At 62.3% G+C, this 19170-nt stretch carries 21 protein-coding genes; 10 read left to right on the top strand and 11 right to left on the bottom strand.

Translation table 11 applies throughout. The features are described from left to right. Positions 1 to 71: 71 nt before the first annotated feature. The 3 genes from ACMDCR_RS12330 to ACMDCR_RS12320 are packed head-to-tail and all read right to left on the bottom strand — an operon-like array spanning position 72 to position 2446. Positions 72 to 1475, bottom strand: coding sequence for an ATP-binding protein (locus ACMDCR_RS12330; RefSeq protein WP_413992803.1), 1404 nt, complete (start codon positions 1473 to 1475; stop codon positions 72 to 74). After that, positions 1472 to 2146 (bottom strand): response regulator transcription factor, encoded by a 675-nt coding sequence (locus tag ACMDCR_RS12325; RefSeq protein WP_413992802.1) that lies wholly within the window; start codon positions 2144 to 2146, stop codon positions 1472 to 1474. Before ACMDCR_RS12325 ends, ACMDCR_RS12330 begins: the two co-directional genes overlap by 4 nt. Before the next feature lie 9 nt (positions 2147 to 2155). Further along, complete coding sequence (locus ACMDCR_RS12320; RefSeq protein ID WP_413992801.1) at positions 2156 to 2446, bottom strand: PepSY domain-containing protein; 291 nt, start codon at positions 2444 to 2446, stop codon at positions 2156 to 2158. A gap of 315 nt (positions 2447 to 2761) precedes the next feature. Here ACMDCR_RS12320 and ACMDCR_RS12315 point away from each other — a divergent pair, with 315 nt between their 5' ends. After that, the gene (locus ACMDCR_RS12315; protein ID WP_413992800.1) at positions 2762 to 3493 is read left to right on the top strand and encodes a S1 family peptidase; all 732 of its coding nucleotides are present in this window, start codon (positions 2762 to 2764) and stop codon (positions 3491 to 3493) included. Positions 3494 to 3531: 38 nt separating this feature from the next. Beyond that, positions 3532 to 4320: a S1 family peptidase gene (locus tag ACMDCR_RS12310; RefSeq protein WP_413992799.1), complete on the top strand. Its 789-nt coding sequence runs from the start codon at positions 3532 to 3534 to the stop codon at positions 4318 to 4320. A 17-nt stretch (positions 4321 to 4337) separates the two neighbouring features. On the opposite strand, the gene ACMDCR_RS12305 is transcribed toward ACMDCR_RS12310, so the two are convergent. Both ACMDCR_RS12305 and ACMDCR_RS12300 read right to left on the bottom strand, forming a co-directional pair. Then, positions 4338 to 4838, bottom strand: coding sequence for a YcgN family cysteine cluster protein (locus ACMDCR_RS12305; RefSeq protein ID WP_413993601.1), 501 nt, complete (start codon positions 4836 to 4838; stop codon positions 4338 to 4340). A gap of 79 nt (positions 4839 to 4917) precedes the next feature. Then, positions 4918 to 5379 carry a VOC family protein gene (locus ACMDCR_RS12300; protein WP_413992798.1) on the bottom strand — a complete coding sequence of 154 codons (462 nt, stop codon included), beginning with the start codon at positions 5377 to 5379 and terminating at the stop codon, positions 4918 to 4920. 217 nt (positions 5380 to 5596) lie between these two features. On the opposite strand from ACMDCR_RS12300, the gene ACMDCR_RS12295 reads away from it, so the two are divergent. From ACMDCR_RS12295 to ACMDCR_RS12285, 3 genes are read left to right on the top strand one after another with little or no spacing between them, the layout of a single operon-like run. Continuing rightward, positions 5597 to 7828 (top strand): transglycosylase domain-containing protein, encoded by a 2232-nt coding sequence (locus tag ACMDCR_RS12295; RefSeq protein ID WP_413992797.1) that lies wholly within the window; start codon positions 5597 to 5599, stop codon positions 7826 to 7828. After that, positions 7825 to 8436, top strand: coding sequence for a DUF1214 domain-containing protein (locus ACMDCR_RS12290; RefSeq protein WP_413992796.1), 612 nt, complete (start codon positions 7825 to 7827; stop codon positions 8434 to 8436). The genes ACMDCR_RS12295 and ACMDCR_RS12290 overlap by 4 nt, the downstream gene beginning before the upstream one ends. Further along, positions 8433 to 8972, top strand: coding sequence for a DUF1254 domain-containing protein (locus ACMDCR_RS12285; protein ID WP_413992795.1), 540 nt, complete (start codon positions 8433 to 8435; stop codon positions 8970 to 8972). Before ACMDCR_RS12290 ends, ACMDCR_RS12285 begins: the two co-directional genes overlap by 4 nt. Here ACMDCR_RS12285 and ACMDCR_RS12280 read toward each other — a convergent pair. The 5 genes from ACMDCR_RS12280 to ACMDCR_RS12260 all read right to left on the bottom strand — a co-directional run bounded on the left by ACMDCR_RS12280 (position 8969) and on the right by ACMDCR_RS12260 (position 12937). Further along, positions 8969 to 9154 carry an ADP-ribosylglycohydrolase family protein gene (locus tag ACMDCR_RS12280; RefSeq protein WP_413992794.1) on the bottom strand — a complete coding sequence of 62 codons (186 nt, stop codon included), beginning with the start codon at positions 9152 to 9154 and terminating at the stop codon, positions 8969 to 8971. The two genes, ACMDCR_RS12285 and ACMDCR_RS12280, sit on opposite strands and share 4 nt — an antisense overlap. Positions 9155 to 9342: 188 nt before the next feature. Beyond that, positions 9343 to 9534 (bottom strand): hypothetical protein, encoded by a 192-nt coding sequence (locus tag ACMDCR_RS12275; RefSeq protein ID WP_413992793.1) that lies wholly within the window; start codon positions 9532 to 9534, stop codon positions 9343 to 9345. 426 nt (positions 9535 to 9960) lie between these two features. Beyond that, complete coding sequence (locus ACMDCR_RS12270; RefSeq protein WP_413992792.1) at positions 9961 to 10308, bottom strand: DUF1491 family protein; 348 nt, start codon at positions 10306 to 10308, stop codon at positions 9961 to 9963. A 123-nt stretch (positions 10309 to 10431) separates the two neighbouring features. After that, complete coding sequence (locus tag ACMDCR_RS12265) at positions 10432 to 11223, bottom strand: peptidoglycan-binding domain-containing protein (protein ID WP_413992791.1); 792 nt, start codon at positions 11221 to 11223, stop codon at positions 10432 to 10434. Continuing rightward, positions 11216 to 12937 carry an ATP-binding protein gene (locus ACMDCR_RS12260; RefSeq protein ID WP_413992790.1) on the bottom strand — a complete coding sequence of 574 codons (1722 nt, stop codon included), beginning with the start codon at positions 12935 to 12937 and terminating at the stop codon, positions 11216 to 11218. The genes ACMDCR_RS12265 and ACMDCR_RS12260 overlap by 8 nt, the downstream gene beginning before the upstream one ends. 389 nt (positions 12938 to 13326) lie before the next feature. Between ACMDCR_RS12260 and ACMDCR_RS12255 the strand changes: the two genes are divergently transcribed. Continuing rightward, positions 13327 to 13620 (top strand): hypothetical protein, encoded by a 294-nt coding sequence (locus ACMDCR_RS12255; RefSeq protein WP_413992789.1) that lies wholly within the window; start codon positions 13327 to 13329, stop codon positions 13618 to 13620. Between the two features lie 50 nt (positions 13621 to 13670). Further along, a complete protein-coding gene (locus ACMDCR_RS12250; protein ID WP_413993600.1) occupies positions 13671 to 14081 on the top strand; it encodes a SufE family protein in 411 nt (136 codons plus the stop codon). Between the two features lie 195 nt (positions 14082 to 14276). Here the strand turns inward: ACMDCR_RS12250 and ACMDCR_RS12245 are convergent, their stop codons facing one another. Next, positions 14277 to 14696 carry a MucR family transcriptional regulator gene (locus ACMDCR_RS12245; protein ID WP_284315766.1) on the bottom strand — a complete coding sequence of 140 codons (420 nt, stop codon included), beginning with the start codon at positions 14694 to 14696 and terminating at the stop codon, positions 14277 to 14279. 654 nt (positions 14697 to 15350) lie between these two features. Between ACMDCR_RS12245 and msrB the strand changes: the two genes are divergently transcribed. The 3 genes from msrB to ACMDCR_RS12230 all read left to right on the top strand — a co-directional run bounded on the left by msrB (position 15351) and on the right by ACMDCR_RS12230 (position 18709). After that, positions 15351 to 15758, top strand: coding sequence for a peptide-methionine (R)-S-oxide reductase MsrB (gene msrB, locus ACMDCR_RS12240; RefSeq protein WP_413992788.1), 408 nt, complete (start codon positions 15351 to 15353; stop codon positions 15756 to 15758). A 7-nt stretch (positions 15759 to 15765) separates the two neighbouring features. Beyond that, positions 15766 to 17865 carry a S9 family peptidase gene (locus tag ACMDCR_RS12235; RefSeq protein ID WP_413992787.1) on the top strand — a complete coding sequence of 700 codons (2100 nt, stop codon included), beginning with the start codon at positions 15766 to 15768 and terminating at the stop codon, positions 17863 to 17865. 244 nt (positions 17866 to 18109) lie between these two features. Then, positions 18110 to 18709: a superoxide dismutase gene (locus ACMDCR_RS12230; protein WP_413992786.1), complete on the top strand. Its 600-nt coding sequence runs from the start codon at positions 18110 to 18112 to the stop codon at positions 18707 to 18709. Positions 18710 to 19170: the final 461 nt, after the last annotated feature.

Below are 19170 nucleotides of genomic sequence, written 5' to 3'. Positions count from 1 at the left end.
ACGGATGCGCGAGGTTCTTGGGGGGCGGGTCGCTTCCATCGCCAAGCAGCACGCTTATAGGGTACGCCTGCTCACGTTACCTCCACCCCCGCCCCCAGCAACCCGGGCACGTCGAGCACCGCCCTGAGGCCACCGATCGGGGCCTCCTCCAATGCGAAACGGCCGCCATAAAGCGAGACGAGATCCTCCACGATGGCCAAGCCGAGGCCGGTGCCTGGCTTGGTCTCGTCGAGGCGCTTGCCGCGCTGGACTGCCTCGGCTCGCTTTTCGGGAGAAAGGCCGGGGCCGTCGTCGTCGATGGTGATGCAGGCGAAGACGGCGCCGTCGATCTGGGTCGGCTCGGCGCGGATTGCCACCTCCGAGATCGCCCATTTGCACGCATTGTCGATGAGGTTGCCCGTCATCTCCTCGATGTCCTGCTTCTCGCCGCGGAAGCGCAGCGAAGGATCGATCTGCGTCGTGATCTTCAGGCGCTTGACGGCATGGATCTTCTCCATCGCTCGCACCAGGCCATCGACCACCGGAGCAATCTCGGTGACGGTGCCGACCACGCTCACCGCGGCGGCGATGCGGGCGCGCTTGAGGTGATGGTCGATCTGCATGCGCATCACCAACACCTGGCGCTCCACCTGCTCGGCCAGCGGATTGCTCGGCGCAGAATCCGCCTCATTTGCGATGACGGAAAGCGGCGTCTTCAGGGCATGGGCGAGGTTGCCTACATGGGTACGTGCGCGCTCCACCACCTGGCGATTGGCATCGACCAGCGCGTCGATCTCACGGGCCAGCGGCACGATCTCGTCCGGCAGGTTTGGGGGAAGCTTCATGGCTCGGCCGGCGCGCATCTCCGCCAGCACGCGGCTGATGCGGTTGAGGGGCCGTAGGCCGAAGCGCACCTGGACGAAGGTGGCGGCGAGAAGGCCGACCGCCAGGGCGACAAAGGTGAGAAAGAGAGCATATTCGAAATAGGCGATGTCGTTGTCGATCTCATCGGCCGGGCCCGCTACGGTCACGCGATAGGTACCGTCATCGCCCAGGTAGATCACGCGCTCCAGGGCGCGCAGGCTTTGCCCCGTGCCGGTGCCCTTGTCGTCGGGACCGTTCATGTATCCCTGGTAGAAGCCCTCCGGATGGGCGGGGACCTTGAGGTCCTCCAGGCTGGGCAACACCGCTTCGAACAGGGATTTCGAGCCATTCGATTCCGGCTTGTCCAGGCGCGTGATCTGCCAGTACCAGCCCGACAGGGGCTGCTCGAAGCGCGGATCGTTGAAATTGCTGGGTGCGGTGCGGTCTCCGACATCGAGATCGGCGATATCGGCGACGAGCGTGCGCAGATAGAATTGCAGCTGTCCGTCGAACGACTTTTCCGCTGCCTGCCGATAGATGGAGACCAGCACGACGCCGGTGATCAGCAAGATCACCACGATCCAGGCAGCGGCCGAGACGAAGAGGCGGAATGCCAGGGACCGCGTGGTCATACGCGCATGGCGTCCGGCGGCGTGACGATGTAGCCCATGCCGCGCACTGTCTGGATCACGTCAACGCCGAGCTTCTTGCGCAGGCGCCCGACAAAGACCTCGATGGTGTTGGAATCGCGATCGAAATCCTGGTCGTAGAGATGCTCGACCAGCTCGGTGCGAGAGACGACGCGGCCTGTGTAATGCATGAGGTAGGCGAGCAGCCGGTATTCGTGCGAGGTGAGCTTGACCGGATTGCCGTCCACCACCACGCGCCCGGCGCGGGCATCGAGCCGCACCGGGCCACAGACGAGCTCGTTGGTGGCATGCCCGGTGGTGCGTCGGATGAGAGCGCGCAGCCGCGCCAGCACCTCCTCCATGTGGAAAGGCTTGGCGACATAGTCGTCCGCCCCGGAATCGAAGCCCGTCACCTTGTCGGACCAGCGGTCGCGAGCGGTGAGGATAAGCACCGGCATCATCTTGCCATCGCGGCGCCAGCGGTCGAGCACGGTGATGCCGTCGAGCTTGGGCAGGCCGACATCGAGAACCACGGCGTCATAGGGCTCCGTATCGCCGAGGAAATGGCCTTCCTCCCCGTCAAAGGCACGGTCGACGGCATAGCCGGCTTCCTCGAGCGCCTTGACCAGCTGGCGATTGAGATCCTGGTCATCTTCCACGACGAGAAGCCGCATATTCGTTCCCTACTTCACACCTACGACTTCGCCGGTCTTGGCGTTGATCGTCGCCCGTATCACTTTGCCATCCGGCCCCAGAAATGTGACGACATAGCGGTAATTGTCGGGACCTCCACACAAATCGCCATCGATCATCTCGCCCTTGACGGCCCGGCGCACGGGACCGAGAACGGACAGCAGGGACACGATGGTTCCAGCCTGCACCAACGGCCGCGCCTCACTCAGGCTGATGCACGCTGAATTTGCCGGATACACCGCCGTCCCTGAAACAAGCCCCAGCAACAGCGCCGCGGCCATGGATGATCTCCAACCCATCATCGCCCTTCCGCTGCGGTTCGCGACGATCCCCCGATTCGAACCGCCATCATCCGGTAAAAGCACTGAACATCGCATGAACGTAATGCGGAATGCCGTCCCTCGCCAGAATAGCGCCGGGGCCTCCCTGGGAGCGCGGACGTCCCCGTCCATGGGCGCTAACTTTGCCTGGGAGATCGCCACTCCGCGTGCCCTGCGCTTATTTCCGCAAAGTTGGCGCCTATGGACGTCGCCGTCCGCTCTCGCAGGGGTCATGCCCCCGTTGACAGGCCCGCTTGGAGCCGCCAAAGCCAAAGCATGACCCGTTTGCGCGCCCTCCTCTTCGCCCTCGCCACCCTCCTCCCGATTGCCGGGCCGGCTCAGGCCATCGTCGGCGGCTCGCCGGCGGGCGCCGACATGACCAGCCATGTGGTCATGATCGTGAGCGACCGCGGCAGCTTCTGCTCCGCCAGCGTCATCGCGCCCGACCTCCTGCTGACGGCCGGACACTGCGTGCGCAAGGGCGCCAATTACCGCCTGCTGACCTATGCGGGCGGCAAGCCGGTGCTCTCGCCACTCGGGCAGATAGCCATCCACCCCCAATTCGATGCCGGTGCCTACGACAACAGGCGTTTTACCATCGATCTTGCCCTGGTGAAGCTCGATACGCCGCTCTCGGGCTATGCTCCCCTGCCCCTGGCGCCGGAGGCGGGCGTTGCGGGACAAAGCTATCGGATCGCCGGCTTCGGCCTCACTGCGCAGAACGCCGGCAAGAGCGGCGGTGTTCTGCGCGAGCTTACGCTCGAGGGGGCTCCGCCTGTCTCCAAGGTGCAGTTGCGCCTGCGCGAGGAGACTGGCGTCGGGGGCGCCTGCCAGGGTGATTCGGGTGGACCGGTGCTGCGCGACGGCCTCCTGGTCGGCGTGCTTGCCTCAGCCGTCGGCGAGAACAGCCACAAGGGGTGCGGGGGCATGACGGGCGTCGCGCTTTTGGGCACGGCCCTCCCCTGGATCCGCACCAGTGCCGCGAAAATGGGCGTGTCCTTGCCGTAGTCATTTGGCTTTGGAGGGAAATGCTCTAGACCTAATCCATGATGAGAATCCGATTTGCCGTAGCTGCCTTGCTGGTCCTTGCCCTGTCCTCCCCCGCTTTGGCGATCAAGGGCGGACGCGATGTGACCGATCCCAGTGGCGTTCGCAGCCACGTCGTCCAGATCACCGGCCCGGGCGGCACCAAATGCAGCGGCACCGTGATCTCGAAGAAGCTCGTTTTGACCGCTGCCCATTGCTTCCTTTCCGGCCATGGCGAATATCGTATCCGCGCACTCGACACGCAGTTCCGCTTCCGTTTTGCCGAAGCAACCCAGGTGGCGATCCACCCCCAGTTCGACGTCCAGGCGCTCGGCACGACCGCGGCGATCAACGATATCGCCCTGATCCGCGTCGACCAGGCGTTTCCGGACTGGCTGGTGCCCGTGCCCCTCGCCTCCCGCGTCGCGGATGACGGCAGCTTCGTCGACGTTCAGGTCGCCGGCTTCGGCATGAGCCGCGACCGCGTTCTGAGCAGCGCCGGCAAGCTGCGCGAGCGGCATTTCGACATGCTCGACCAGATCGATACCAAGTCTCACCAACTCTTCCTGATCGACCATAAGGCGACACGTAGGACCATCAACAACAACGGCATCTGCCGCGGGGATTCCGGCGGGCCGGTGTTCCAGCGCACCGCCAGCGGCTATGTGCTGGTGGGCGTGATCTCGGCCGTGATGGGCGGGAAGGGCAAGGACTGCGGCGCGATTACCGCCGTAACAGCCGTCTCGGACTATCGCACGTTCATCGAGAACATGGCGGATGCCGCCGGCTCTCCGGTGAAATTCCAATAGGCTACCTCTTCGGCACCCTATTTCCTTCGCGCCTTCTTGGGTACGCGCATGGGCCAGCGCACCACGTGCTCTTCCCACTCGCCGTCGGCGATCTGGGTGTCATCGGCCTTGACCTTGCCACGCACGGAGACCTGCGCGGTGTGCACGGTCGAGGGATCGCCCGAGACCAGCGGGTGCCACCAGTAGAGGTCCTCGCCGTCGGCCACGAGGCGATAGGCGCAGGTCGGCGGCAGCCAGTCGATGGTGCGGACCAGTTCCGGCGTCAGCGTCACGCAATCGGGCACATGGGTCTTGCGGTGCTCATAGTCGGAGCATTGGCAGCTATGGCATTCGAGCATGAAGCAGGCGACATCGGTGAAATATGTATTGGCCGTTTCCTCTTCCTCGAGCTTGACCAGGCAGCAGCGCCCACAGCCGTCGCACAGGCTCTCCCACTCCTCCGGCGAGAGTTCCTCCAGCGTCTTGGTCTTCCAGAAAGGTTCGATGGCTTGGCTCATACCCGCTGGGATAGCGGAAATGCCGGAGAGAGCCAAATGTTTCGCTATGGAAAATGGCGCCGCGGACCTGTATCGCCCGCGGGCCGGAGCGGGACAGGCGTCAGCAGGCACCGTCCATGCTCTTCATCGACTGCGCGATCTCTTCGGCCGTGACGTCGCGCTGGTGGGTGGCGATCGACCAGCTATGGCCGAACGGATCCTTGAGAACCCCGTAGCGATCGCCCCAGAACATGTCCTGCACCGGCATGGAAACGGTAGCGCCTGCTTCCACGGCCCTGGCCACGAAGGCATCGACGTCGGGCACATAAATATGGATCGTCACCGGCGTGCCATTGAGTGTCTTCGGCGACTGCATGCCGTAGTTGGGATACTCGTCCACCAGCATCACGGTGCTGCCCTGGATCCGGACGCAGCCATGCATCAGCTTGCCATCCGGCCCGGCCAAGCGCGCCATTTCCTCGGCGCCGAAAGCCTTCTTGTAAAAGTCGATGGCTTGGGCGGCGCCATCGCAGACCAGATGCGGCGATATCGTGCTCATGCCATTGGGGATTGGCTGGGACATTCGGAAACTCCCTATTTCATGGATATCCAGGCCGGCCTGTCATCGCGACCGCCGGGTTCGACATCCCGAGGACGATCCATCTAAGGCGCAGCCGACAGATGAGGCAACGGAATCTGCGCAGCAGGGATCAGTGGGGGACGGTCCTGATGAACTCCATAGTGAGAAGGTGTTTTCGGCCTGTCAGCACCCCTTCCGGTAACCCCTCCCCGCGGGTAAGATGCCGCTTCGCAAACCCTTCGCGTCATGGCTGGTTTCCCGAGTGCCCGACCGCAAGCCAGAACCGTCCTTTTTCAAGCGCTTGAGCCGCCGGGCCCTGCGGCTCGATTCGTGGCTCGACAACGCCGTCTATGTGTCGGGACAGAAGCTGCGCGCGGCGATCGAATGGGGCTCGGATTTCTCGCATCGCTTCCAGGTCGCGGGCTGGCGCCGCCTGCTCGTCGAGCTCGGCTGCGAAGCCCTGACGGTTAGCACGGCCGCCCTGATCGTCGGCCTGATGCTGGCCCAGCCCATCATGAAGCAGATCGGCGACGACTGGCTGCACAGGGCCGATATCGCGGTCACCTTCGAGGACCGCTACGGCAACGTCGTCGGCCAGCGCGGCATCCGCAGCAACGACAGCGTCGCCCTGGCCGACATGCCCGATTACGTCATCAAGGCCGTGCTCGCCACCGAGGATCGCCGCTTCTACGATCATTTCGGTATCGACATCATCGGCACGATCCGCGCCCTCACCGTCAACAGCCAGGCGAGCGGCGTGGTGCAGGGCGGCTCCTCGATCACCCAGCAACTGGCCAAGAACCTCTTCCTCTCCAATCAGCGCACGCTGGAACGCAAGATTCGCGAAGCCTATCTGGCGCTCTGGCTCGAGGGACATCTGAGCAAGGACGAGATCCTCAAGCTGTATCTCGACCGCGCCTATATGGGCGGCGGCGCCTTCGGCATCGAAGCAGCGGCGCAATATTATTTCGGCAAATCGGTGCGCGACGTCTCGCTGGCGGAGGCAGCCATGCTGGCGGGGCTGTTCAAGGCGCCGACCAAATATGCGCCCACCAACAACCTCGCCGCCGCGCGCGGGCGCGCCAATCAGGTGCTGAGCAATCTCGTCGATGCCGGCTTCATGACGGAGGGACAGGTCTCCGGCGCCCGCCGCAATCCCGCGACACCCGTCGACCGGGCCCGGGAGAAGGCGCCGGACTACTATCTCGACTGGGCCTATGGCGAGATCGCCGACATGGCCGATGACGGGGCGCTCGGGGACGAGTCGGTCTTCGTGGTGCGCACGGCGCTCGACCCCGTCATCCAATCTGCCGCCGAGAATGCGCTGGAATCGACACTGCGCCAATATGGCAGCGACTACAACGCCCGTCAGGGCGCCATCGTGATCATGGATACCGACGGCGCGGTGCGGGCCATGGTGGGCGGGCGCGACTACAGCCAGAGCCAGTTCAACCGCGCCACCGACGCCCTGCGCCAGCCCGGCTCCTCCTTCAAGCCCTTCGTCTACACCACCGCCCTGATGAACGGCTTCACGCCGAAATCGATCGTGGTCGACTCGCCCGTCTGCATCAAGAACTGGTGCCCGCAGAATTTCGGCCACAGCTTTTCAGGGCCGGTGACGCTGCTGCAGGCGATTACGCGCTCGATCAATGTCATCCCGGTCAAGATCTCGCTGGCGCTGAGCAAGAATGCCGTCGATGGCCGGCGCATGATCATCGACACTGCCCACACGATGGGTATCGAGACGGACCTGAAGGAATCCTGGGCCTTGCCGATCGGCGTGGAGGCGGTCGATCTCCTGGAGATGACGGGCGCCTATGGCGTCTTCGCCTCCGGCGGACACAAGGCGCCGCCCCACGCGGCGACCGAGATCCGCAGCGCGAGGGGCGATCTGCTCTATCGGTTCGATGCGGCGACCGAGACACCTGTTGTCATCGATCCCAAGATCATCAGCGACATGAACGGCATGCTGAACAGCGTGGTCGAGAACGGCACGGGCAAGAAGGCGCAATTGCCCGGCATCAAGGTCGCCGGCAAGACAGGGACCACCAATTCCTATCGTGATGCCTGGTTCATGGGCTTCACCGGCAATTTTGTCGGCGGGGTCTGGTACGGCAACGACAATTTCCAGCCCAGCAACAGGATGACCGGCGGCACCCTGCCGGCCATGACCTGGCAGCAGGTGATGGCGGTGGCGCATCAGGGGGCGGACATTCGGCCGATACCGGGCGTGGCGCCTTTCCCGCCCGAGGTACAGCCGAAAAAGGGCGAGCCGCCGCCGCAGACCGCCGATGGGAATGCGTCACCGCCTCCAATGGTGCCGCAGGCCCTCACGCGCAATACCACGCAGGTGCTACGCGACATTGGCGTGATGATCGACAGCGCCAGGGCCGCCCTTCCCCCGGTCCCCGCCAAATCAGCCGCCCTGCCCCGCCGGTCGACCATCGAATGAGGGGTCCGCCATCGAATATCGGACTGGCCTATGCCCTGGTCCTGGGCGCCGTGGTGGCGCTCGGCCTGACCTGGTGGACCACGGGCGACGCCTTCCAGATCGGGGCGCTGCGTATCGGTCCGTGGCAGGCCTGGCCTCTCACCGATCCGCTCAACGCCGACCGCTACAGCCGCGCCCGCATCGCCCGTTCGGGAGACCTGCCGCTTGGCCCGGGCGAGGGCCTGGCCTTCACCGCCAGGGTGGACTCCGAGGGCCGAGCCCTTGACGGCAGCTGCCATTACACCATCAGCCCTATCCTGCCGCCGGCTCGCTGGTGGACGCTCAGCCTCTACGACGAGGCCGGCAAGCCGATCGCCAATCCAAGCGAGCGCTTCGGCTTTGCCAGTTCGGCCGTGCTGCGCGGCGAGAACGGTGCAGCCGCAATCGAGACCGGCCCAGTCCTGCAGCCCGGCAACTGGCTTCCCAGCGCGGCGGGGCCGATCTCGCTGGTGCTGCGCCTCTACGACAGCCCGGTCTCCACGGGCCTTGGGACCGAGTTGGGCGCCCGTCGAGCCATCGAGATGCCCGATATCAAGCGGGGCGCCTGCCAGAACGGATCGCAGTCATGATGCGCTGGTTCCTGTGGAGCCTGGTTGGCGTGCTGATCGGCATCCTGGCGCATCTCGTCTCCGTGATCGGCCTTCCGCGCCTCAGCGCCCAGACCGGCTTTCAGCGCATCGCCGTCCTGGCGAGGGCGGGTGGATTCGCCATTCTACCGGCGGACAAGACGCCTCTGCCAATGCCGGATCCAGCCATTATCACGGCCTTCTGCCGCTACGACCTCGCGAGCGGTGCCGTCCGGCTGCATGTGCCCGTCTCATCAGGGTTCCTGTCGATCTCCTTCTACACCACCGCTGGTCTCAACTTTTACGCCCTCACCGACAGGGCGGCGGCCAATGGCGCGATCGATCTCACCCTCTACACGCCTGCACAACTCGCACAGGTGCGCGCCAATGAAGGCCCCGACCAGCCAGGCGCTCCGCGCCTGCAGGCGCCGCAGGACAGGGGGCTGGTGGTGCTGCGCGCGTTGATAGCGGAGCCGGGGGAGAAGGCCGAGACCGAGAGTGCTCTGTCGGCGGCGCGTTGTGACGTGGCTCGGCGTTAAGGCGCACAACGCCTCCGATTGACGAAGCGGTTCATGCCGTCGATCACTTCGAAGCGCTTGCTGTTATTGAGGCTCTCGGCGAGACAAAGGGCCCTGGACGTGTCGTCGGTCCAAGCGCCGGCCGGTAGGGCGAAGGGGCCGCCACCGACGAGATCGGTAACGGGACGGCGGCTGTCGTGCACCAAGAATTCAAGTGTGGTGCCAAGTGCGTCTTATCTTCACACGGATACACCAAGAATCTCAAAATGCTTTGGATATCAAAGAGTTCATTTGGAGATCCGGTCCGGCGTGAACGCATTTTGTTCTAGTGCATCGCCGCTGGCGAGACCGAGGAGATCACCCTGGGCCCGGTCGAGAAAGAAGGCAGAGGTCACGCTTTGCGATGGCGCTTGCTACCAGTGGAGCCGCGGCGCTCGGACCGGTCGTCCCGATGGTCGTCCTCGGTGTGCCGTTCGATGCGCACGCCGGTGAAGAAGAGGATCTCCGCGGTGTGGTCGCGGTTTTCGCTACCCGATGGGGATCGGGGCTGGGGTTGTTTCGGAAATTGCAGCACGATGCTCATGGCAGGACCTATCAGCGGATTGCACCAGAAAGTCGAACTCCGAATGCTTTCGATTTGCGGTCATATACAGGTAAGGAAAGTTAACAGTATGTGTACGAGCGCACTAAACGCCGCTACCCGTAGTCTGAGCGTGACTCGTGTGTGCGTTTTCGCACATCGGTCCGTAATTCCAAGACCAAATCGCCCTTTTGGGCACGAAATGGAGCTTATAAAAAAGAAGTAAACCTTTCGTACATGTCACGGCTCCGGATGGCGCGAGGTCCCCCAACCGAACTACCCACTTGAATTATACCGTTACGTAACCATGTTTCGAAATGGGTCGCGTGCCCTAAACGAGATGGAGCGGGCCTTGTTCCGGGATTCTCCCGACCGATTAGCTCAGGACTCCAGCCGGTCTCCCCACACCGGTCCTATGCACTTCCTGCTCTATTCGACAGCAAGATCCAGGAAATGACGGCCCTGCCGGTCTTCCGCCTCGATGACCCACAGGTCCGGATCGAAGCGGAATTCGCGCTGCAGGCGGGTTTCGGCATCCAGAGGCGTGGTGCCCTCCGGCGTGAGGAGGATGAAGCGCCTGATACCATCGTCCTCGGTGATCAGGGACTGCGGGGCCGGGCCATAAAGGGCTGCGGTGCCATCGAGCCTGTCGACCTTCACGAAGATCGCGCCGGCCTCCTCGGCGCCGCGATGCCTAAGCACGGCAAAGCCACCCTCGATCTCGGCGCGGCGGATATAGGCCGCAACGAAGATACTGGACTTGAGCCGTGAGCTCATGCTGCCACCTCTTAGAGCAAAATGCGTTCAGCAGGAGTGGATTTCGAAATTAAACTACTGACATCAAAAGCATTTTGCGATTCTTGGTGATTCGATCTGAAAGTAACACGCTCTCGATGCCGCTCACTCGATCTTGGCTCCCGAGCGTGTCAGCGCCTGAATCAGGCGCTCGGAAACCTGACCGGTGACAGGCAGATTGTGGTCTTTCTCGAAACGGCCGATGGCGCTGCGCGTTTCCTTGGACATGAACCCGTCCACCTTGAGCGGCCCGTAGCCCTGGTTGGCAAGCGCCTTCTCGACACTCAAAAGGCGCTTGTCCAACTGTGGACCGGCAGCAGGTGCGGGCGTGCTGCCATTGATGAGCGCGGCAATCTGGTCAACGGGCGGGGCCGGGGGCGTATCCGCCATGGTGTTGTCGGGCGTCAGCACCGGGCCGGAACTCGCCGTGATCTTGGCAAGCAGCGCCGAGCTCGAAAGCCCATCGACCGCAAGTCCGTTATGCTGCTGGAAGGAGCGGATCGCGGCAGTGGTCTTGGGGCCGTTCACGCCATCGGCGAGGCCGTCATAAAGGCCGCGCTCGGCCAAGGCAAGCTGGACGTCGCGCAGCACCGACACCGCATCTTCCGTGGCCTGGTCGGCCGAGCCGCGCTCGGCAGCGTTGGGAGCGGACGGAGGCACGGGAACGGAGCCTGCCCTTTCCTGTGCGCGGATATAGGGGGAGGCACGCATACCGGTCTGCAGAGCCAGCGCATTGACGAGAATGACCATGCCAACCCCTGCCATCATGGCAATACCGGCCACCTCCATCGGACGCTGCAAAAGCACACGCATCACGCCGATATAGCGCGATGGCGCCTCTTCCATCTTATCCGACAGCGTGAAATCGCCGTCGGAGCGGGCTAACGCTTCACGCACGTTTCTTCCCCAATTCTTCGTCAATAAAATGCTCTATCGCCGCCTGAGCCGGACGGGCCGGCAGCGTCTCGATCACCGCGCTGCCCGCAAAGGCGCGGCGGGAGGCTTCGTTCTCGCAATCGCTGGGAAGCAGCACGGTCACGGTGGTGCCATGGCCGACGAGGCTGTCGACCTCCATCCGCCCGCCATGGAGCTGGGCCAGGCCCTTCACAACGGAAAGGCCGAGGCCGGTGCCCTCATAGGTTCGCTCGTAATCCTTCGAGGGCTTGCCGGCGGTGGACTGGAAGAAGGCCTCGCCCAGCCGTGGCACATCTTCCCGCGCCACGCCCACACCGTCATCGGCCACGAACAGGGCGACGCCATATTTCTCCTGGCGCGCGCCGATGGTGACATGACCGCCGCGCTTGGTGAACTTCAAGGCGTTCGACATCAGGTTCAGGTAGATCTGCCGGCAGGCGCGCTTGTCGGCGATGATTGGCGGCATATCGGGGCTGATCGCCGTCTCCAGCGAGATACCGAGTTCCTGCGCCTTCAAGAGCAGGATGTTGCGGCAATTCTCGGCGAGATCACGCACCTGGAACGATTCTGGAACCAGCTCGAAACTGCCGCTCTCGATCTTCGACATGTCGAGGATGCCGTTGACCATGGACAGGAGGTGATGGCCGCTGTCATGGATCAGTCCGGCATATTCATGGCGGCGCTCTGCCGACAGCTTCATCATCTCCTCGTTCAGCATCAGCTCGGAGAAGCCGATGATGGCGTTGAGCGGCGTGCGCAGTTCATGGCTCATGGTGGCGAGGAAGCGGCTCTTGGCGGCGTTGGCCTTCTCGGCCTCGATCTTGGCGTCGATAAGCTGGTGCTCATAGGTCTTGCGATCGGTGATGTCCTGCATCACCGCGACCGTCTGGCGATCGTCATCCTCGCCGAGCGGGCGGCAGCGCATCTCGACCCAAAGGAACACCGGCGCGCCTTCGCCCTTGCGGCGCAGGCGGAATTCCACCGTCGAGGCAAGCCCATCCATCTCGGCGGACGACAGGGCGGAGAGATAGGCCGGGCGATCCGCGATATGGACGTAGTCGAACAGGCCCTGGCCGAGCAGGTCGGACGGTTCGACGCCAAAGAGGGCTTGCGAGGCGGGCGAGGCATAGACCACCTGCCCGCGCTTGCCATGGCGGGTCACGAGATCGGAGATGTTCTCGGCAAGCAGCGTGTAGCGCGCCTCGCCGGACTTCACGAGCTGACGGTCGTATCGGCGCAGGCGCAATTCCGCCAGCATGATGCCGCTGACGGCACCCACCGCGGAGACGACGCCGAGGCCGTCGAGAAAACGGGCACCAAGCGGCAAAGGCGCGGCAGCACTGGAACCGGCAAGGGCGACAGTCAAGCCGGTCAGGCCGGCCAGAACCATGGCGCGGATGACGATGTTGCGGGCGCCGGTGAGCATGGCGATCGCCGGCGCGATGCCGAGCAGCGCATATGACGCCGCGCTGTGGCCGGCGCTCAAATGGGCAACCAGGCCTGAAAAGCCGCAGATTACCAGCACGGTCATCAGTGCGGCGATATCGAGCCGGCCGGTGATCGACAGGCGCCAGACGATCCCAAGCAGGGCGGCGCCCAGCAGCACCACCGCGCCGACGATCAGGCTCGGGCCGATCGAGAAAGCCAGGATGGGCGGCACCAGGGTCAACCCGAACAGCGCGGTGCCGAGCAGCATGGCAACGAACGCGCCATGTCGGGCTGATGTCAAAGGGTCGTGACGAGCCGATCCATGGACCAGACGGTCCACGGATGCTTTGGCCGATATGAACCAATCAAATTGACGCAACGCCCAGGCACGGCCTTCAGCCGCGCTCCCTACCATGACCATCAGACCATGGCAGGGCGTCCTTTAAGCGAACCCTAAAGGAACGGGCCCGCGAGGGCTTCAGAGGGCCCGGAAAGCCCTTCCACGCGCCGAACTGATAAACATGGTGAACAAGACCTCAAGACAGTGCGTCCGCAGGTTAACCACTTCTTCACTTTGGCGGCACCAGTGGCAGACGTGACGCAAGTGTCCAACAACCTCATGATAAAGTGGAAGTCTCTCATCGGGAGTTCCTGAGAATGTTCTTCATTCTCCGCATGGTGTTCTGGATTGCTGTTGTCGCACTGCTCCTGCCCGCCTCACCGGGCCAGCATCGGCAAAGCGCCTCCACGAGCACGACATCGCTGACCGAACAGGCGGTGTCGGCCGCGGTCTCCTACTGCGCAACGAGCCCCGAAAAATGCGCGGCAGGACTGGAGGGCGCCCGCAGGCTTGGCGACCTCCTGAGCGGAAGGACGGGACGGGCCGCTACCGAGGCGCCCGCGGCACAGCACCTGGTAACCTTGCCGCCGCCGCGCCCCGCCATTCCCTGAGAAAGCTTTGTCTTTGGCTTCATCTCACCTATATGGTGGATATGAGCACGCTGCAGATTTCGGAAATCATCGAGAATTTCGAGCTCCTCGACGATTGGGAGGACCGCTACCGCTACCTGATCGAACTGGGAAGGACGCTCGAACCGCTGCCTGAAGAAGCCCGCACCCCGACCAACAAGGTGCAGGGCTGCGTCAGCCAGGTCTGGCTGGTGACACATTGGCAGAATGGACGCGCCTCCTTCGTGTGCGATAGCGACGCCTTCATCGTGCGCGGGCTGCTTGCCATTCTGGTGTCCGTCTATAGCGGCCACACGGCGCCGGAGATCCTGGCGATCGATGCCTTACAGATCTTCCGCGACCTGCAGTTGCAGGAACACCTGACGCCGCAGCGCTCCAATGGGCTCAAATCATTCGTGGAACGCATCCGCCACGACGCTCGGCAGGTCCTCGCGGCCACTTGAGCATCGGGTTTCCCGTCATCCCGCGCAGAATAGAAAAGCCGGGCGCAGAACACCCGGCCTTTTGATTGCTTGAAGGTTCGCAGCGGGTCGCGCTTCTACTGAACCGCGCATGCCCCAACTCCGGGTCGGTACGTCACCCCATCCAGAAAGCCCGACACTTTCCAAGGGATATGCACTGGACGCCGGAGCGGGAGCTTACCGGCCCTTGCGGCGACGCTGCTGGCCGAGGCCCATCTGCTTGGCGAGGTTGGAACGAGCCTGGGCATAGTTCGGCGCAACCATCGGATAGTCGGCCGGCAGCGCCCACTTCTCGCGGTATTCTTCCGGCGAGATATTGTATTGGGTGCGCAGGTGACGCTTCAACGACTTGAACTTCTTACCATCCTCAAGGCAGATGATGTAATCAGCCGTCACCGACTTCTTCACAGGAACGGCGGGCTTGGGAGCCTCAGCCGGCACTTCCTGGACGCCGCTGGTGATACGCTGAAGAGCACCGTGGACCTCGTTGATCAAGCCTGGCAGATCCGATGCGGCAACCGAATTGTTGCTTACATAGGCAGAGACGATGTCAGCTGCGAGCTCGATGAAGTTGGCGTTGTGTGATCCGTCGCTCATGGAAAATCGACTTTCTTCTTTTGGTCTGATTTAACTAAATGTTCACCACAGGCTACGCTGCCGCGCCATTCAATTACAGCAGAGCCAGCCATACATCCGCTTCGCAACATTGGAATCGCGAATTTCGAATTGGAGTTTGATTTAAACTCTCAAATCTTATCAATCAAGTTCTTTTGTAAGACAAGCATGAAATTTGTATTGAGGCGGCCCGGTTTACTGCCGCCAAATCATACAACCGCTTACGTAAGCCGGGAACCTACCACAATTGGCTACTGCAACGCCCTATTGGACTATCTGAGCTTCATTGTGGACAAAATCGGCCTCCCCCATCGGGGAGAAAGCGCTCTTGAAAAAAGTCGTGGATAATCAGCACATTATATAAATTCAGCGTCCAGCGTACCCCTTTACCATCCATGGTAAAGGGCCAGTCGTAAACCGATTTCCTCTGCGACAATCTGCACCACTCACAAACATTCTCTGCAAAATTGCAAAATCTAACTCCTTCGTGATCGGCGCAAGAATTGCGAACGTTCTGCCCCCTTCCTATCTATGTGTCAGTGACGCACTACCAAAGAGTGGCTTCGTCGAATCAGTCGCAAAGTATGTCTTCAGCGTATTTAGCATCCATTTGCGGCAAAATATTGGGAGACAATTGTGCCAAACAAGAAAGTCAGCAAAACCGATGCGGAATGGCGGGCGCTTCTCTCTCCAGAACAGTACCGCATTACCCGGGAGCACGGGACGGAACGTGCTTTTACCGGGCCGTTCTGGAATTCCAAAGAAAAGGGCACCTATTCCTGTGTCTGCTGCGGTGAAAAACTTTTCAGGTCCGACACCAAGTTCGACTCCGGCTGCGGCTGGCCCAGCTACTTCGAACCCGTGCGGCCGGACGCCGTCGTCGAACTTGAGGACCGCTCTTTCGGCATGCGTCGAATTGAAATCCGCTGTGCCACCTGCGACGCGCATCTGGGCCATGTCTTCCCCGACGGCCCCAAGCCGACCGGTTTGCGTTATTGCATCAACGGTCACTCGATGAACTTCACGCCTGATTCGAAAGAATAAGCCCCCGATGCCAGCCCCGATTCTTCCCCCGGCCGCCGAAAAGCGGCCGACCCAGCGTATTGTCCACGGCGTTACCTTGCAAGACGACTATGCGTGGCTGCGAGCCGACAACTGGCAGGACGTCCTGCGCGACGGATCGGCCCTGCCGGCCGACATCCGAACCCATCTCGAGGCGGAAAATCACTACGCGGAGGCGCGGCTGGCCGAGGGGGAGGCTCTGCGAGCCGTGTTGTTCGAGGAACTCAAGGGGCGCATCAAGGCGGATGATTCGTCCGTACCGGCGCCGGATGGCCCCTTCGAATATTACTCCCGCTTCCGCGAAGGGGGGCAGCACCGCCTCTACTGCCGCCGCCCCCGTGGGGGTGGCGAGGAGAGCATGCTGCTCGACGGCGATGCCCTCGCAGAAGGCAAGAGCTTCTTTGCTTTCGGCGGCTCCGATCCCTCGCCCGACCACCGGCTTCTTGCCTGGAGCAGCGACGAGAATGGTTCCGAGTTCTATGTCGCGCATATCCTCGATACCACAAAAGGGGTAATGCTTGACGATGAAGTGCCTGATACCGCCGGCGGCGTGGTCTGGCGCCAGGATGGTTTGGCCTTCTATTATGTACAGGTGGACAAGAACCACCGCGCCTCCAGCGTGTGGGAACACCGCCTTGGCACGCCCGCCGGCAAGGATCGTCTGGTCTATGAGGAAGCGGACAGCGGTATGTTCGTCGGCCTCGACCGGACCCAGTCGCGCCGCATGGCGGTGATCTCGATCCACGATCACGAGACATCGGAAGCCCGGGTGATCCATCTCGACGATCCCGAGGGCAATGTTCACCTGATCGCGGCGCGAGAAACGGGCGTGCAGTATGAGATCGAGCACCTGCCGGTGGCCGACGGCAAGGATCAGTTGCTGATCCTCACCAATGCCGACGGCGCCGAGGACTTCCGAATCATGAGCGCGCCGCTCGCCATGCCCGACCGCCGGTCCTGGCGCGATCTTATCCCACACAAATCAGGCCGCTATATCCTTGCCATGGTGGTGCTGGCGGATTGGCTGGTGCGACTGGAGCGGGAGGATGGCCTGCCGCGAATCGTAGTGCGAGAGCTTGCCAGCGGCGCCGAGCACAGCATCGCCTTCGAGGAGGAGGCCTATGCCCTCGATTTGCGGGGTTGGGAAGAGTTCGAAACCGACATGATTCGGTTCGTCTATTCTTCGATGACCACGCCGGCCGAGACCTTCGACTACAATATGCGTACACGCGAGCGCGTTATGCGCAAGCGCCAGGAGGTGCCTTCCGGACACGACCCGTCGCTCTATGTGACCCGGCGCATCTTCGCACCCACGGCCGATGGCGAAAGCGTGCCTGTCAGCCTGCTCTACCGCAAGGCGACTCCGATCGATGGCTCTGCCCCGCTCCTGCTCTATGGCTATGGCGCCTATGGTATTTCCATGCCGGCGCAGTTCTCGACCAACATCCTGTCCCTGGTCGATCGTGGCTTCGTCTATGCGATCGCCCATATTCGCGGCGGCTCCGAAAAGGGCTGGCGCTGGTATCGGGAAGGAAAGCTCGCGCGCAAGACCAACAGTTTCCATGATTTCATCGCTGCAGGGGCCTATCTCGCCAGCCACAAATTCACCTCGAAGGGACGGATCGTGGCGCACGGCGGCTCGGCTGGCGGCATGCTGATGGGAGCAGTCGCCAATCTGGCACCGGATCTCTTCGGCGCCATCGTGGCCGAGGTCGCCTTCGTGGACGTGCTCACCACCATGCTCGACGACACCCTGCCCCTGACCCCGCCGGAATGGCCCGAATGGGGCAATCCGATTGTGGACGAGGAGGCCTTCAGTACGATCCTGTCCTATAGTCCGGTCGACAACGTCAGCGCCCAGACCTATCCGCCGATCCTGGCGCTTGCCGGCCTCACGGACCCGCGCGTGACCTATTGGGAGCCGGCGAAATGGGTGGCGCGACTGCGCGAAAAGAGCACAGGCGAGACACCGGCGATCCTCCGGGTCAACATGGATTCAGGTCATGGCGGCGCCTCGGGACGGTTCGACCGGCTGAAGGAAGTGGCGCTGGTGCAGGCTTTCGCGCTGAAGGCCATGAAAGTAGCGTGATTTGGAAAGCGGCGTGATTTGGAAAGCGGCATGACCTGCATAATTTCATGCCAGTCATTCTACCAAATCAGTTTCCTTCCTCCGCCATCCTGCTTAAGGTCGCCTGCCGACATCCTCGGCGCTCGGTTCTGCCCCGGATTTCCGCGAGATCCACGGTTTCGGCCCGGAAATCCAGGAACCCACAACGGCAGGCGGCGTTTTGCCGTTATCACCGTTGATCACATGCCACATGAAGAGGAACGCCATGTCCTTCACGCTTCCCGAATTGACCTATTCCTACGATGCGCTCGCGCCCTATATGTCGCGTGAAACGCTGGAGTTTCACCACGACAAGCACCACCTTGCCTACGTCAACAATGGCAACAACCTGCTCAAGGGCACGGAGTGGGAAGGCAAGAGCCTTGAAGAAATTGTCAAAGGCTCCTTCGGCAAGAATGCCGGCCTGTTCAACAATGCCGGCCAGCACTACAACCATCTGCATTTCTGGAAGTGGCTGAAGCCCAATGGCGGTGGCGCGATCCCCGGCAATCTCGAAAAGGCCATCGTCGATGGCCTTGGCTCGGTCGAGAAGGCAAAGGAGGACTTCATCCAGGCTGGCGTGACGCAGTTCGGCTCGGGTTGGGCCTGGCTCGCGGTCAAGGACGGGAAGGTGACCATCGCCAAGACCGCCAATGGCGAAAGCCCGCTGGTGCATGGCGCCACTCCGATTCTCGGCGTCGATGTCTGGGAGCACTCCTACTATATCGACTACCGCAACCGCCGCCCCGACTACCTCAAGGCCTTCGTCGAGAACCTGGTAAACTGGGAATATGTCGCTGAACTCTATGAAGTGGCCGTGAAGTAAGCTCCTTTCGCCAGCGAAATCCGCGCTCAAATCGCTTTGGATTTTTCGCGTCGCTTGAAGTTCAAGGAGAGGCGGAGCCATCGTGCTCCGTCTTTTCTTTTAAGCCTTTGGAATCTATCGAGATTCGAGGTTCCGGTAGCGAGTTACCCGCACGACACCTGCATGGCTTGCTCGACAGCCATGCAAAACCAGCATTTGTTTATTGTGCGCCGCACACTAAACTCCTCCATGTCAGACGGCGCGGATTTGTTCCCCGTTTGGCAGCCCTCCTTGGGCGTTTCCTCCCTAGACTTGGGCCGCAGCGCAAGCTGCGGCCTCTTTCTTTTGGAGTGGCGGTCTCCGACCGCCATCTTTACCCCCAATGCAGCGGTCTCAAAAATAGCGGTCAGAGACCACCACTCCGCGTTCCGTGCGCCGGATCAGCGGGAGTCTCACCCAAGAACAAAGCTTCCGCATCAAAC

This window comes from Labrys okinawensis (genome assembly GCF_047345005.1).
GTDB lineage: Bacteria > Pseudomonadota > Alphaproteobacteria > Rhizobiales > Labraceae > Labrys > Labrys okinawensis.
This window is presented reverse-complemented; position numbering and strand designations above follow the sequence as displayed.

Coding starts and splice junctions, on each gene's coding strand:
- ACMDCR_RS12330 (WP_413992803.1), bottom strand. CDS start 1,475: ATGACCACGCGGTCCCTGGCATTCCGCCTCTTCGTCTCGGCCGCTGCC.
- ACMDCR_RS12325 (WP_413992802.1), bottom strand. CDS start 2,146: ATGCGGCTTCTCGTCGTGGAAGATGACCAGGATCTCAATCGCCAGCTG.
- ACMDCR_RS12320 (WP_413992801.1), bottom strand. CDS start 2,446: ATGGCCGCGGCGCTGTTGCTGGGGCTTGTTTCAGGGACGGCGGTGTAT.
- ACMDCR_RS12315 (WP_413992800.1), top strand. CDS start 2,762: ATGACCCGTTTGCGCGCCCTCCTCTTCGCCCTCGCCACCCTCCTCCCG.
- ACMDCR_RS12310 (WP_413992799.1), top strand. CDS start 3,532: ATGATGAGAATCCGATTTGCCGTAGCTGCCTTGCTGGTCCTTGCCCTG.
- ACMDCR_RS12300 (WP_413992798.1), bottom strand. CDS start 5,379: ATGTCCCAGCCAATCCCCAATGGCATGAGCACGATATCGCCGCATCTG.
- ACMDCR_RS12295 (WP_413992797.1), top strand. CDS start 5,597: ATGCCGCTTCGCAAACCCTTCGCGTCATGGCTGGTTTCCCGAGTGCCC.
- ACMDCR_RS12290 (WP_413992796.1), top strand. CDS start 7,825: ATGAGGGGTCCGCCATCGAATATCGGACTGGCCTATGCCCTGGTCCTG.
- ACMDCR_RS12285 (WP_413992795.1), top strand. CDS start 8,433: ATGATGCGCTGGTTCCTGTGGAGCCTGGTTGGCGTGCTGATCGGCATC.
- ACMDCR_RS12275 (WP_413992793.1), bottom strand. CDS start 9,534: ATGAGCATCGTGCTGCAATTTCCGAAACAACCCCAGCCCCGATCCCCA.
- ACMDCR_RS12270 (WP_413992792.1), bottom strand. CDS start 10,308: ATGAGCTCACGGCTCAAGTCCAGTATCTTCGTTGCGGCCTATATCCGC.
- ACMDCR_RS12260 (WP_413992790.1), bottom strand. CDS start 12,937: ATGCTGCTCGGCACCGCGCTGTTCGGGTTGACCCTGGTGCCGCCCATC.
- ACMDCR_RS12255 (WP_413992789.1), top strand. CDS start 13,327: ATGTTCTTCATTCTCCGCATGGTGTTCTGGATTGCTGTTGTCGCACTG.
- ACMDCR_RS12245 (WP_284315766.1), bottom strand. CDS start 14,696: ATGAGCGACGGATCACACAACGCCAACTTCATCGAGCTCGCAGCTGAC.
- ACMDCR_RS12235 (WP_413992787.1), top strand. CDS start 15,766: ATGCCAGCCCCGATTCTTCCCCCGGCCGCCGAAAAGCGGCCGACCCAG.
- ACMDCR_RS12230 (WP_413992786.1), top strand. CDS start 18,110: ATGTCCTTCACGCTTCCCGAATTGACCTATTCCTACGATGCGCTCGCG.